Origin of the sequence: Pseudooceanicola sp. (assembly GCF_041987405.1) — a bacterium.
GTDB lineage: Bacteria > Pseudomonadota > Alphaproteobacteria > Rhodobacterales > Rhodobacteraceae > Pseudooceanicola.
The window spans coordinates 433918-447186 of the sequence record NZ_JBHIWR010000003.1 but is presented as its reverse complement, the minus strand read 5'-3'; the positions used below and the strand labels follow the sequence as shown (position 1 = coordinate 447186).

Sequence of the window (13269 nt, the reverse complement as noted above, 5' to 3'; positions counted from 1 at the left end):
CGCGATGCGCAAAATGACGCAGGCCGTGGGACGGTCCGCACGCTGTTAGCGGCAAATGTCGCGTCGGCTCCGGTCGGCTCTCGCACCCTGCGCGACACAAAAAGGTTGGGGAATCGCAAACAGGCTTGGGCGCGGCTTGCAGGTTCGCTCCGGGTTGTTGGCGCGAGTGAGGGTGCGCAGAGCGTCGAACGCCTTGCAAAAAAGGGGTAATCAGAAGCCCTAGCAAGCGGGTTGATAGGGGGGGATGCCTCTGCTAAACCCACGCCGATTTTACCGCTTTGGCCAAGGCCGAGGCCTAACGCCCCCTGCCTGTGCAACACTCGCATCGAACGGGGCCAAGAACATCGGAAGGGTGGACGTGTCCGAACCAGCTTCGATCTCCTCCGGCATCGCGCAGCGCTATGCCACCGCGATTTTCGAAATAGCCCGTGACAGCAACGACCTCGCATCTCTCGAGACCGGCGTCGCGGACCTGGGCACTGCCCTTGAAGACAGCGAAGACCTGCGTGACGTGATCGCGTCGCCGGTCTACTCGCGCGACGCACAGGGCAAGGCGGTTGCCGCCCTCGCGGACAAGATGGGCCTGCCCACTGTCCTCAAGAACACGCTGGGCCTGATGGCCGAGAAGCGCCGCCTGTTCGTTCTGCCGCAGCTCGTCTCGCAGCTTCAGGCGCTGATCGCGGACCACAAGGGCGAGGTGACCGCCGAGGTCGTCAGCGCGAAGGCCCTGACCAAGACCCAGGAAACCAAACTGTCCAAGGTTCTGTCGGCGCAGGTCGGCAAGGATGTCAAACTCAACTCGTCCGTCGATGAAAGCCTCATCGGCGGTCTCGTCGTCAAAGTGGGCTCCAAAATGATCGATACGTCGGTCAAAGCGAAGCTCGCATCCCTTCAGAATGTCATGAAAGAGGTCGGATAATGGGAATCCAAGCAGCCGAAATCTCTGCGATCCTCAAGGATCAGATTTCGAACTTCGGCACGGAAGCCGAAGTTGCAGAAGTGGGCCGTGTGCTCTCCGTCGGCGACGGGATTGCCCGCGTCTATGGTCTGGACAGTGTCCAGGCCGGTGAGATGGTCGCATTCCCCGGTGGTATCCGGGGCATGGCGCTGAACCTCGAAGCCGACAACGTCGGTATCGTGATCTTCGGCTCCGACCGCGACATCAAGGAAGGCGACACCGTCAAGCGCACGAACTCCATCGTGGACGTTCCCGCCGGTGAGGCGCTGCTGGGCCGCGTTGTCGACGGTCTGGGCAACCCGCTGGACGGCAAGGGCCCGATCGAAGCCTCCGAGCGCCGCATCGCGGACGTGAAGGCCCCGGGCATCATTCCCCGGAAATCGGTGCACGAGCCGATGGCGACCGGCCTCAAGGCTGTCGACTCCATGATCCCGATCGGCCGTGGCCAGCGTGAGCTGATCATTGGCGACCGTCAGACCGGTAAAACGGCTGTGGCTCTCGACGCGATCCTGAACCAGAAGTCCTACAACGACGCCGCGGGCGACGACGAGAGCAAGAAGCTCTACTGCGTTTATGTGGCTGTCGGCCAGAAGCGCTCCACCGTGGCGCAGCTGGTGAAGAAACTGGAAGAGACCGGTGCGATCGAATATTCGATCGTCGTGGCCGCCACCGCGTCCGACCCGGCGCCGATGCAATTCCTGGCGCCCTACGCCGCGACTGCGATGGCCGAATACTTCCGCGACAATGGCAAGCACGCCCTCATCATCTACGATGACCTGTCCAAGCAGGCCGTTGCGTACCGTCAGATGTCCCTGCTGCTGCGCCGCCCGCCGGGCCGTGAAGCCTACCCGGGCGACGTTTTCTACCTCCACTCGCGCCTGCTGGAGCGGTCTGCAAAGCTGAACCCCGAATTCGGTGCCGGGTCGCTGACGGCGCTGCCGGTCATCGAAACCCAGGGTGGCGACGTGTCGGCGTTCATTCCGACCAACGTGATCTCCATCACCGACGGTCAGATCTTCCTTGAGACCGAACTTTTCTACCAGGGTATCCGCCCGGCCGTGAACACCGGTCTGTCGGTGTCCCGTGTTGGTTCGTCCGCTCAGACCTCGGCCATGTCCTCGGTCGCCGGTCCGGTGAAACTGTCGCTCGCCCAGTATCGCGAGATGGCGGCGTTTGCCCAGTTCGGGTCCGACCTCGATGCCTCCACGCAGCGTCTGCTGGCCCGTGGTGCGCGTCTGACCGAGCTGATGAAGCAGCCGCAGTATTCGCCGCTGACCAACGCCGAGATCGTGACCGTGATCTTCGCGGGCACCAACGGGTATCTCGACCAGCTGCCGCTTGGCGATGTTGCCCGGTTCGAAGCTGACCTGCTGAAGTTCATGCGGACCTCCAAAAAGGACATCCTCGACTGGATCACCAACGAGGACCCGAAGATCAAAGGCGACGCAGCCGACAAACTGAAGGCCGCAATCGACGAATTCGCCAAAGACTTCGCCTAAGGGAGAGAGCTTATGCCTTCTCTGAAGGACCTAAAGATCAGGATCGAGTCGATCAAATCGACCCGCAAGATCACCAAGGCCATGCAGATGGTGGCCGCCGCGAAACTGCGGCGGGCACAGGAAGCAGCTGAAAACGCACGCCCCTACGCAGAACGGTTCAACGCCGTTCTGGGTCAGCTTGCGGCTTCGGTTGGTGGGTCTGACTCCGCCCCCCTGCTGCTGCGCGGCACGGGCAAGGACGATGTGCACCTGCTGGTGGTGATGACGGCGGAACGCGGTCTCTGCGGCGGCTTCAACTCCAACATCGTGAAGCTGGCGAAACAGAAAACCGTGAACCTCAAGGCCGCAGGCAAGACGGTGAAAATCCTGACTGTCGGCAAGAAGGGCCGGGAACAGCTGAAGCGTGACTATGCCAACCTCTTTGTCGGCCACGTGGACCTGAGCGAAGTGAAGCGGATCGGCTATGCCAATGCGCAGGACATCGCGAAGGATCTTCTGGGCCGGTTCGACGAGGGCGAGTTTGACGTCGCGACGATCTTCTTCTCGGAGTTCGAAAACGTCGTGAGCCAGAAGCCGACCGCGCAGCAGATCATCCCGGCTTCGTTCGAAGCTTCGGAAGATGCCGGTGAAGGCACGCTCTACGATTACGAGCCCGACGAAGAGACCATCCTGGAAGACCTGCTGCCCCGCGGCGTGGCGACCCAGATCTTCGCGGCACTGCTTGAAAATGGCGCATCCGAACAGGGTGCACGGATGTCGGCGATGGACAACGCAACGCGCAACGCGGGCGAAATGATCGACAAGCTGACGATCGAGTTCAACCGCTCGCGTCAGGCCGTCATCACCAACGAACTGATCGAAATTATCTCGGGCGCGGAAGCGCTTTAACGGAACCGGAGACGAATACATGGCAAACGCAAAAGGCAAAGTGACCCAGGTCATCGGCGCCGTTGTGGACGTGCAGTTCGACGATCACCTGCCGGAGATCCTCAACGCACTGACCACCGACAACAACGGCAACAAGCTGGTTCTGGAAGTGGCGCAGCACCTTGGTGAAAACACCGTGCGCACCATCGCAATGGACGCGACCGAAGGTCTTGTCCGCGGCCAGGAAGTGACCGACACCGGCGACGCGATTCAGGTGCCGGTCGGCACGGCCACCCTCGGCCGCATCCTGAACGTCATCGGCGAGCCGGTGGACGAAAAAGGCCCGGTCGAAGCGGACGAATATCGCCCGATCCACGCCCCCGCCCCGGATTTTGCCGACCAGGCGACCGAGGCCGAGGTGCTGGTGACCGGCATCAAGGTGATCGACCTTCTCGCCCCCTACTCGAAGGGTGGTAAGATCGGCCTCTTCGGCGGTGCCGGCGTGGGCAAGACGGTTCTGATCCAGGAACTGATCAACAACATCGCTAAGGTGCACTCGGGTCTCTCCGTGTTCGCCGGTGTGGGTGAGCGGACCCGTGAGGGCAACGACCTCTACCACGAGATGATCGAATCCGGCGTTCTGACCCCGGACAATCTGCCCGACTCCAAGATCGCGCTGGTCTTCGGCCAGATGAACGAGCCGCCGGGAGCGCGTGCACGTGTTGCCCTGACCGGTCTGACGCTGGCGGAACAGTTCCGCGACGCAACCGGGACCGACGTTCTGTTCTTCGTCGACAACATCTTCCGCTTTACTCAGGCAGGGTCGGAAATGTCCGCGCTTCTGGGCCGTATCCCTTCGGCCGTGGGGTACCAGCCGACGCTGGCCACGGACATGGGTGCGATGCAGGAACGGATTACCTCCACGAAGAACGGCTCGATCACCTCGATCCAGGCCGTCTACGTTCCCGCGGACGACCTTACCGACCCGGCGCCTGCCACGACCTTTGCCCACCTCGATGCGACCACGGTTCTCAACCGTGCAATCTCCGAGCTGGGCATCTACCCGGCCGTGGACCCGCTCGACTCCACCTCGCGTCTGATGGACCCGCAGGTGATCGGCGAGGAGCATTACAACGTTGCCCGTGATGTGCAGGGTATCCTCCAGCGCTACAAGTCGTTGCAGGACATCATCGCGATCCTCGGGATGGACGAACTGTCGGAAGAGGACAAGCTGACCGTGGCCCGTGCCCGGAAGATCCAGCGTTTCCTCAGCCAGCCGTTCGACGTTGCGAAGGTCTTCACCGGCTCCGACGGTGTCCAGGTTCCGCTGGAAGACACCATCGCCTCCTTCAAGGCAGTTGTGGCCGGCGAATACGACCACCTGCCCGAAGCGGCCTTCTACATGGTTGGCGGCATCGAGGAAGTGAAAGCCAAGGCCGAGCGTCTGGCCGCGGAAGCGGCGTAAGGGTCTGACAGATGGCAGATACCCTCAACTTCAGCCTTGTCTCACCGGAACGGAGCCTTGCCTCCGGCACGGCGAGCCAAGTGCAGATCCCGGGCGCTGACGGTGACCTGACGGCGATGGCAGGTCATGCCCCGCTGATCACCACCTTGCGTCCCGGCGTGCTGCACGTGTCGGGCCCGGATGGTGAGGACGATTACGTCGTCACCGGCGGCTTCGCGGAGATTTCCGCCGAAGGCGTCACGGTCCTGGCCGAGCGGGCGCTGCACCAGAAGGAGATGACCCAGGAGATCATGAACGACTGGGTCAAGGAAGCGAAAGAGGCGCATGCGAATGCGTCCGGCGATGCGGCCGACAGCGCGGCAAAGCTGCTGGCCGACATGGTCGCCGTGGGCGGTCACATCGGTCTGGACACGAACCAGGCGAACCTCTGATCCTTCCTCAACAGATTGAAAAGGCCCTGGTTTCCGGGGCCTTTTTCGTTTCTGACTTTGCTGAAGGCCTCCGGCGGAAGTGCTTCCCGACCACTGGAAACCGGTACCGCAGCTCGTCTGGTCACCGGATGCGATCAGGAAATCTCAAGCCGTGAAACCAGCCCGTCGGCGATTTCGAAACGGTAGGTGAGGTTGACGGGGCTTCCCGGGAAATCGCCGGTCAGTCGGCAAGTCAACGAGGCCCTGTTTCCCTCGTGGCTGGCGGTGAGGATGTCCTGGCGATAGCTGACGCGGTCTGCCTCTTCCCGCCAATTTTGGATCGCGACCCGGCCGCGATGAGTGCGGCGTTCATCGGTGGCGACGCCGTCCGGCGTGAAGGTTTCGGCAATTTCGGACGGGGTTCTTGCGGCAAGGTACCGGACCACCGGCAGTGGCAGGGTGTCGTGGGTCTCACTGGTCATGGGGCGTCTCCTATGTCTCGTGGATACTTGTGCTGCCGCTGCAGATCAGGCAAGTACAGACGAAAAAGTAGGGTACTCACCTGGAGGTAAGTCATGGCCCATGCCGCCGATACCCCGACCAGTCACACCCGCGAAAGCGCGACCGAAGGGGTCGAACAGGCCCTGAAGATGATCGAAGGGCGCTGGAAGCTGGTGATCCTGTTTCACCTCTTCGGCGGCCAGTCCATGCGGTTTTCGGAACTCGAACGGTCCATTCCCGAGGTGTCCCAGAAAATGCTGATCCAGCAGCTGCGCCAGATGGAAAGCGACGGTATCGTGCGGCGCAAGGTCTATCCGGAAGTCCCGCCCCGCGTGGTCTATAGCCTGACGGACTGGGGCCAGGCATTATGCCCGGCCCTTGATGCGCTGTTGTCCTGGGCTGCGGCCCGGCCGGAGTGAGACCGGCCGGGCCGGTCTTCAGCCGTCCATCATCAGGCTGGGTAACCAGAGCGACAGGTTCTGGTTGTATATCAGGGCCCACATGATGAAGAACTCGCAAACCAGGAACCAGCCGACCCCCTTGAAGATCGTCGACAGCGGAACGGTGTCCCCGACGACGTTCTTCACGATGTAGACGTTCAGCCCCACTGGCGGGGTGAGCAGCCCGATTTCGATCATCTTGACCACGATCACACCGATCCAGATCAGGTTCACATCCAGCGCGTCGAAGGCCGGCAGGAACACCGGAAGCGTCAGCAGCATGATCCCGATCGGGTCGAGGAACATACCCAGGATCAGGTAGATGATCGCCAGCGCAATGACGAGCTGTACCTCGCCGAGGTTGTAGCTGGCCACGATGCTGGCGATGTAGCTGGGCACGCCCGCCATGGCGAGGAAGCGTGTCAGCAGCACGGCGCCGATGGCCAGGAAGAAGAGAGAGGAAGTCGTGCGCAGGGCATCCATCACCGAGCTTTTCAAAACGTCCCAGTCGGCCCGCCCCTGGGCCACCCCGATGACAAGGGCGAAGAGGGCGCCGAGGGCCCCGGCCTCGGTCGGCGTCGCTACACCGGCGTAGATCGACCCGACGACGCCGAGGATGAGCAGCGGCAGCGGCCAGATCTCCTTCAGCACGCGGATGCGGTCTGCCCAGGTGACCTCTATCGTGACCCTCGGGGCCAGCTTCGGCCAGATGGCGCAGCGACCGACGATCATGATCGTATAGGCGCCTGCAGTAATCAGACCGGGGATAAGCCCGGCGATCAGCAGGCGCCCGACCGACTGCTCGGTAAAGAATCCGTAGATGACGAAAGCGATGGAGGGCGGGATCAGCGCGCCAAGCGTGCCGGAGGCCGCAACGGTGCCGGTGGCGAGCGATTTGTCGTAGCCGTAGCGCAGCATCTCGGGGATCGCCAGGCGGCCAACGGCGGCGGAGGTCGCGACCGAGGAGCCGGAGGCGGCGGCGAAGCCCGCTGCGGTGAAGTTCGTCGCCACGGCCAGACCGCCGGGCAACCCGTTCAGCCAGACCCGCGCGGCGGCATAGAGCGAGGAGGTCAGGCCGGTCTTGTAGGCGATGGCCCCCATTAGCAGGAACATCGGAATCGCCGACAGCTCCCAGCTTGAAGAGAATTCATGCGGGAGCGACCCCACCATGGCAAAGGCCGCGCGTTCGTTTCGCACCAGGATGATGCCGACCAGGGAAACCGACCCCAGGGCAAAGGCAATGGGGACACGGGCCGCAAGCAGCACAAGGATCGCGCCAATGCCCGAAAATCCGATAGTGAGTGAGTCCATCTTTCAGGTTCCCTGTTCCACCGGGATTTCCGCCAAGACGGGCCCGGATTGTCATGTTGTTGGGATCGGCGTCAGTCGGCCGATCCACCTCCGCGTCCGACGCCGATGTTGCCGTCCTCGCCCATTGTCGCCGTGGCTTTCTCGGCATCCGCCATGGCGGCCTCGACCGAGGAATGCAGGCTGCGGTCCGGCACGATCCGGGTTCCACGGACGATGAAGGAGAGGTTGTCGAGCGCGTAGATCACCAGATAGAGCGCCGCCAGGAAGGTGCCGATCGGCATGAACCAGCGCGCACCAAAGACCGGGATGTCGAAAGTGGCGGTTTCCCAGACCTCGCCGATATGGGTTTGGTGGATGGCTTCCTCGAATCCGTTGAAGCTCATGATCGCGGCATAGACGGCCCCGATGACACAGCCGAACAGCTTGAACCCGGCCAGCTTCCGCGGGGCGAGGTGCTGTGTGAAAAGTTCCACTTCCAGGTGTTCGTGGTCGCGGGTCACGGCCCCGAGGGGAAGCCAGACGAGGGCTACCATGAAATAGGCGGACGTTATCTCCAGCGTGCCGGTGATGGGTTTGTGGAAGATGTACTTCATCGCCACATCGAGTGAGACCAGCGACATCATCAGGACAATGACAATGCCTCCGATCAGGGCCACAAAGCCGGAGACACGGCTTGCGACAGCTTCGATCGCATGCATATCGGGATTCCTTCAGGCAGAATGGACGGGGTTCCGGCAGAGCCGGAGATCAGTTCGGGGCCGCGAACGGGAGTGCGCGACCCCGTGCCGGATCAGATCTTGGAAAAGATCTCTTCCTGCAATTTCTGCCTGTATGCGTCCTTGTCGTCGCCAACCTCCTCGACGATCTTGGTCCATTTGTCGACGAGACCCATGAAGGTGTTGACGATCTCCTCGGCGTTCTCGATGCCGCCTTCCTTGCCGGCCTCGATCGTCTCGGCGACGGTCCCGGCCTGAACCTTGGCCCAGGCTTCCTTGAAGGCATCGTCAGCTTCGACCACGGTTCCGCCGTTGTCGCGCAGCCACTGCATGCCTTCCTCACCATCGGCCACGTAAGCCCACATGACGTCCGCCACCGCTTCGGCCATGTTGTCATGGAACACCTGGCGCTGCTCGTCGGTGAGGTCCTCTTCCCAGACGTCCTTGTTCATGGTGAAGTTCATGGTGCCGAAGTAGGAGCCAAGCGAATTGGACCAGGCCATCTTCGCAAAGTCCTTGAGGTTGTAGGTCTTGAGCCAGGCTGTCGAGCCGGCGGCACAGTCGATCTGGCCGCGCTGCATGGCCTCGTACATCTCGGCCGTGGTGATCGACACGGGGGCCGCGCCGATGTCCTGCATGCCGCGGCCGACCGAAGAGGTCGCGCGGATCTTGGTGCCCTGAAGGTCAGCCAGGCCGCTGATCGGATCCTTGCAGATCACGTGATAGGATGCTGTGGCGGACCAGCTGAGGCCGACCACGTTGTTCCTGTCACGCTCTTCCTTGCATTCGGGGCAGCGCAGAAGCTGCATCTCGTTCATCGCGGCGGCCATGACCTTGGGGTCCTCGCCGACGACGATCATGCCGGACAGCATGGCCGAGACGGGCAGCGCCGCCTTCACGTAGATGTCGACGACCGAAACGATGTCGAGGATGTTGTTGCTGGCGTTGCCCAGAAGCTCCTTGGGGCCGCCCATGGCGCCACCGGTGAAGGTCTCGAAGGTGATCTCGCCATTGGTCTGTTCGGTGATGCGTTCCATCGCCGGAAGCGCGCCGTTCACATAGGTCGTGTGCGTGGGCGAGGTGTAGTTGCCGTAAGTGAGTTCCCGTGCGCCGACGCTGGTGGCGGCGAGGGCGATGCCGGCGGCAATGGCCGCGGCAGACGCAATGCGTGTGGTCATAGAATGTCCTCCCTAGACGTTGAACCGCACCCTCCTCGTGCGGTGGATTCGACCGGGTTGGCCCGGTTCTTGTTTCGGAAGACTATTAATTGACCGGCCGGTAAGCAAGTATTTCGGCGCTGTGGTCATACCATTTTTTGACCCGGCCCGTTGTACCCCTCCGGTCAGGTTGCGAGCCGGGGGCGCACTACATTGGCATCGTTGCCCGGATATTTCCTTTTTCTTGAGCCCATTGTCGCCGGAATCCACCCGGAGACTGAGGGCCGGAACAGTTGGATCAGCGGACATGCAAAAGCTTGGCAACAACTCGATCGGTGTGGAACAGGGGGAATCCGTCGTGTTCTCCGATTTCCAGCACGGCGGACAGATGTGGACCGGCGAAGGCGACCGCGAGCGGCGCAAGCGGGTCACGTTTTCCGAGGCCTTCCGCAAGCGCCCGGTGGTTCACTGCTCCCTATCCTTGTGGGACATGGACAGCACGGCCAATGTCCGGGCGGATGTGAAGGCCGAATGCATCGACGACGATGGGTTCGACATCGTCTTTCGCACCTGGGGTGATACCCGTGTGGCCCGTGCCAGGATCGGCTGGATGGCCATCGGCGAGGTGAAAGACCCCGACGACTGGGACGTCTGATCCCGCCATCGCTTGCACCCTCCCGCCCTGCGGCGTATGAGGCGCCGAACAACTTCGGACGGGGGATCAGATGGGTTTCAAGATGGGGATCGTGGGCTTGCCGAACGTGGGCAAATCCACGCTGTTCAATGCGCTGACCCGGACCGCGGCAGCGCAGGCCGCCAATTTCCCGTTCTGCACCATCGAACCGAACGTCGGTGAGGTCGCCGTGCCGGATGCGCGGCTGGACAAGCTGGCCGCGATTGCCAAGTCCAAGGATATCATTCCCACTCGCATGACCTTTGTCGATATTGCGGGCCTGGTGAAAGGGGCGTCGAAGGGCGAGGGGCTGGGCAATCAGTTCCTGGCCAATATCCGCGAGGTCGATGCCATCGCGCATGTGCTGCGCTGTTTCGAGGATGGCGACGTGACCCATGTGGAGGGCCGTGTCGATCCGGTGGCGGATGCCGAGACCATCGAGACCGAGCTGATGCTGGCCGATCTGGAGTCGATCGAGAAGCGGCGCGCGAACCTCGTCCGCAAGCTCAAGGGCAATGACAAGGAGGCCGCGCAGCAGGACCGTCTGCTGGCCGCGGCCCAGGCGGCGTTGGAAGACGGCAAACCCGCCCGCGTGGTCGAAGTGGATGCCGAGGATGCGCGCGCCTGGAAGATGCTGCAGTTGCTGACCACCAAACCGGTGCTCTTTGTTTGCAACGTGGCCGAGGACGAAGCTGCCGAAGGCAATGCCCATTCGGCGGCGGTGGCCGAAATGGCCGCCGCGCAGGGGAACGCCCATGTCATCATCTCCGCCCGGATCGAGGAAGAGATCTCGCAACTCGACGCCGAGGAGGCGGAGATGTTCCTGGGCGAGATGGGGCTGGAAGAGCCGGGCCTGGATCGCCTGATCCGCGCGGGCTACGACCTGCTTCATCTGGAGACCTATTTCACTGTCGGCCCGAAAGAGGCCCGGGCCTGGACCATCCGTCAGGGCACCGCCGCGCCGCAGGCGGCCGGCGTGATCCACGGGGATTTCGAAAAGGGCTTCATCCGGGCCGAGACCGTCGCCTATGACGACTATATCGCCTGCAGCGGCGAGGCGGGCGCGCGGGATGCGGGCAAGCTGCGCGCCGAGGGTAAGGGATATGTGGTGAAGGACGGCGACGTCCTGCACTTCCTGTTCAACGCCTGATCCCCGGCGGCGGGCCCGGGGGCTGGGTCAGTAGCCCAGCAACATCTGCATGTCGGCTAGCCGGTACGACCGTCCGCCAAAGGACAGGGAATAGCGGTCGAGGATCTTCTCGCGTTCCGGCGCGGCCAGGGCCTCGACCTCCTTGTGTGACCGGTGCGAGGCGCGGTGAACGGCCTCTCCGGCGAAATGCGGCAGCGTCACATCCAGATCAATCGCGAAGGCCTCGCGGAAGGCGGCTTCGTCGGAGAGCAGTTCCTCCATCTTGCGGGTCGGCGCGCCGAGGCCGATGGCGAGGAAGTTGAAGCTGAGCACGTGATTAACGGCGTAGTAGTAGAGGGCATTCGGCAGGCTGGCCTCTGTCTGCATCGCGCTCAACGGGTTCAGCGCGACCTTGAGAACCTGCAGGAAATGGCTGGAATTGCCTTCGAGCGTGCTGCGTGCGATCCAGGCGTAGCAACTTTCGATCTGGGCGACCGGATCACGGACGAGCAGCCAGTAATCGACGCCCGCGGCATCGCAGGCCGGTTTCATGTCCTGCGGCGGGAAGAGCGTGTGAACCGCCACCGGGCTGCGCCCGGCGTCCTGGGCGGCTTCCATGCTGGACAGGAATTCATCAATGCTCTGCGATCCCTTGCCAAGGGGGGACTTGCGCTCAAAATGCTGACTGCCGTGGCTGACCTCCACCTCCGGGACGTTGCCAAGGATTTCAGTGATGCTGTGGGTGGCTGCAAAGCCGATGGATTCCGCGATGATCATGCCCGTATCGCCCCTTTTCTTTGTTGTTGCCCTATTGTGACCCGCTAGATGCGGTGTGAAAACCCTGTTCGACGAAAAAGCGCAAAGGTCGGGGCTGCGGCCTATTGTTTCAGTCCGCAGTGTGTCGCTGGCGCTTCATCGCGCAAAATCTGGCAGGGACATGGCGGTGGCGCCTTGCCGCTTCCCAACACGCGATCCGGATTGTAGGTGTCAGGAACGGACGGAAAGAAGGACCTCTGCATGACCAAACGGGCGCTGATCACCGGGATCACGGGACAGGACGGGTCCTATCTGGCGGAGTTCCTGCTGGAAAAGGGCTATGAGGTCCACGGGATCAAGCGGCGCGCCTCGCTGTTCAACACCGACCGAATCGACCATATCTTTCAGGACCCGCATGAGCCCAACCCGCGCCTGAGGCTGCATTACGGCGATCTGACAGACAGTTCCAACCTGACCAGGCTGCTGCGGGATATCGAACCGGACGAGGTCTACAATCTGGGTGCGCAGTCCCACGTCGCGGTCAGTTTCGAAAGCCCGGAATATACGGCGGATGTGGATGCCATGGGGGCACTCCGCCTGCTGGAAGGCATCCGGTTCCTCGGGCTGGAGAAGAAGACGCGCTTCTATCAGGCCTCGACGTCGGAGCTATACGGGCTGGTCCAGGAAGTTCCGCAGAAGGAAACGACCCCTTTCCACCCCCGGTCGCCCTATGCGGTGGCCAAGATGTACGCCTACTGGATCACGGTGAACTACCGCGAGGCCTACGGGATGTACGCCTGCAACGGCATCCTCTTCAACCACGAGAGCCCGCGGCGGGGCGAGACATTCGTGACCCGCAAGATCACCCGGGGGCTGGCCAATATCGCCCAGGGGCTGGAGACCTGTTTGCACATGGGCAACATCGACGCGCTGCGCGACTGGGGCCATGCCAAGGACTATGTCCGCATGCAGTGGATGATGCTGCAGCAGGAGGAGCCGGACGATTTCGTCATCGCGACCGGTGTGCAGTTTTCCGTGCGGGAATTCATCGCCTGGACGGCCGAGGAACTGGGCCTGACGCTGGAGTTTTCCGGCAGCGGTGTGGACGAGGTCGCGCGCGTCGCGGCGATCGACGGGGACAAGGCCCCGGCGCTCAATGTCGGTGACGTGGTGATGCGGATCGACCCGCGCTATTTCCGCCCGGCGGAGGTGGAGACCCTTTTGGGCGATCCCTCGAAAGCCAAGCAGAAACTGGGCTGGGTGCCGGAGATCACGGCGCGGGAGATGTGCGCGGAAATGGTGGCGGCGGATATCGTTTCTGCCCGGCGCCATGCGCTGTTGAAGGAACACGGGCTGGATGGCCCAGTGTCGATGGAGAACTGAGGTC

General features: G+C 62.5%; 14 protein-coding genes. 9 read left to right on the top strand and 5 right to left on the bottom strand.

The features are described from left to right. Positions 1-352: 352 nt before the first annotated feature. From ACFC2Y_RS10195 to ACFC2Y_RS10175, 5 genes are read left to right on the top strand one after another with little or no spacing between them, the layout of a single operon-like run. Complete coding sequence (locus tag ACFC2Y_RS10195; protein WP_375174596.1) at positions 353-919, top strand: F0F1 ATP synthase subunit delta; 567 nt, start codon at positions 353-355, stop codon at positions 917-919. Further along, complete coding sequence (gene atpA, locus ACFC2Y_RS10190) at positions 919-2457, top strand: F0F1 ATP synthase subunit alpha (RefSeq protein ID WP_375174597.1); 1539 nt, start codon at positions 919-921, stop codon at positions 2455-2457. The genes ACFC2Y_RS10195 and atpA overlap by 1 nt, the downstream gene beginning before the upstream one ends. A gap of 12 nt (positions 2458-2469) precedes the next feature. Then, complete coding sequence (locus ACFC2Y_RS10185; protein ID WP_375174598.1) at positions 2470-3345, top strand: F0F1 ATP synthase subunit gamma; 876 nt, start codon at positions 2470-2472, stop codon at positions 3343-3345. A 19-nt stretch (positions 3346-3364) separates the two neighbouring features. Beyond that, entirely contained in the window at positions 3365-4789 is a 1425-nt protein-coding gene (atpD, locus tag ACFC2Y_RS10180) for a F0F1 ATP synthase subunit beta (protein WP_375174599.1), read from the top strand. Positions 4790-4800: 11 nt separating this feature from the next. Beyond that, on the top strand, positions 4801-5220 hold the full coding sequence (locus tag ACFC2Y_RS10175) for a F0F1 ATP synthase subunit epsilon (protein WP_375174600.1): 420 nt from the start codon (positions 4801-4803) through the stop codon (positions 5218-5220). A gap of 134 nt (positions 5221-5354) precedes the next feature. Here the strand turns inward: ACFC2Y_RS10175 and ACFC2Y_RS10170 are convergent, their stop codons facing one another. Next, positions 5355-5681 carry a nuclear transport factor 2 family protein gene (locus ACFC2Y_RS10170; protein WP_375174601.1) on the bottom strand — a complete coding sequence of 109 codons (327 nt, stop codon included), beginning with the start codon at positions 5679-5681 and terminating at the stop codon, positions 5355-5357. Between the two features lie 93 nt (positions 5682-5774). Here ACFC2Y_RS10170 and ACFC2Y_RS10165 point away from each other — a divergent pair, with 93 nt between their 5' ends. Next, a complete protein-coding gene (locus ACFC2Y_RS10165) occupies positions 5775-6119 on the top strand; it encodes a winged helix-turn-helix transcriptional regulator (protein ID WP_375174602.1) in 345 nt (114 codons plus the stop codon). An 18-nt stretch (positions 6120-6137) separates the two neighbouring features. On the opposite strand, the gene ACFC2Y_RS10160 is transcribed toward ACFC2Y_RS10165, so the two are convergent. The 3 genes from ACFC2Y_RS10160 to ACFC2Y_RS10150 all read right to left on the bottom strand — a co-directional run bounded on the left by ACFC2Y_RS10160 (position 6138) and on the right by ACFC2Y_RS10150 (position 9345). Further along, positions 6138-7451: a TRAP transporter large permease gene (locus ACFC2Y_RS10160; protein ID WP_375174603.1), complete on the bottom strand. Its 1314-nt coding sequence runs from the start codon at positions 7449-7451 to the stop codon at positions 6138-6140. A 71-nt stretch (positions 7452-7522) separates the two neighbouring features. After that, on the bottom strand, positions 7523-8149 hold the full coding sequence (locus ACFC2Y_RS10155; protein WP_375174604.1) for a TRAP transporter small permease: 627 nt from the start codon (positions 8147-8149) through the stop codon (positions 7523-7525). Positions 8150-8241: 92 nt separating this feature from the next. Continuing rightward, the gene (locus tag ACFC2Y_RS10150) at positions 8242-9345 is read right to left on the bottom strand and encodes a C4-dicarboxylate TRAP transporter substrate-binding protein (protein WP_375174605.1); all 1104 of its coding nucleotides are present in this window, start codon (positions 9343-9345) and stop codon (positions 8242-8244) included. 286 nt (positions 9346-9631) lie between these two features. Between ACFC2Y_RS10150 and ACFC2Y_RS10145 the strand changes: the two genes are divergently transcribed. Beyond that, a complete protein-coding gene (locus tag ACFC2Y_RS10145) occupies positions 9632-9979 on the top strand; it encodes an H-type lectin domain-containing protein (RefSeq protein ID WP_375174606.1) in 348 nt (115 codons plus the stop codon). A gap of 70 nt (positions 9980-10049) precedes the next feature. Beyond that, a complete protein-coding gene (gene ychF, locus ACFC2Y_RS10140; RefSeq protein WP_375174607.1) occupies positions 10050-11147 on the top strand; it encodes a redox-regulated ATPase YchF in 1098 nt (365 codons plus the stop codon). Between the two features lie 27 nt (positions 11148-11174). Here ychF and ACFC2Y_RS10135 read toward each other — a convergent pair whose 3' ends face one another. After that, positions 11175-11903, bottom strand: coding sequence for a hypothetical protein (locus ACFC2Y_RS10135; RefSeq protein ID WP_375174608.1), 729 nt, complete (start codon positions 11901-11903; stop codon positions 11175-11177). Positions 11904-12143: 240 nt separating this feature from the next. Between ACFC2Y_RS10135 and gmd the strand changes: the two genes are divergently transcribed. Further along, positions 12144-13265: a GDP-mannose 4,6-dehydratase gene (gene gmd / locus ACFC2Y_RS10130; RefSeq protein ID WP_375174609.1), complete on the top strand. Its 1122-nt coding sequence runs from the start codon at positions 12144-12146 to the stop codon at positions 13263-13265. Positions 13266-13269 lie beyond the last annotated feature (4 nt).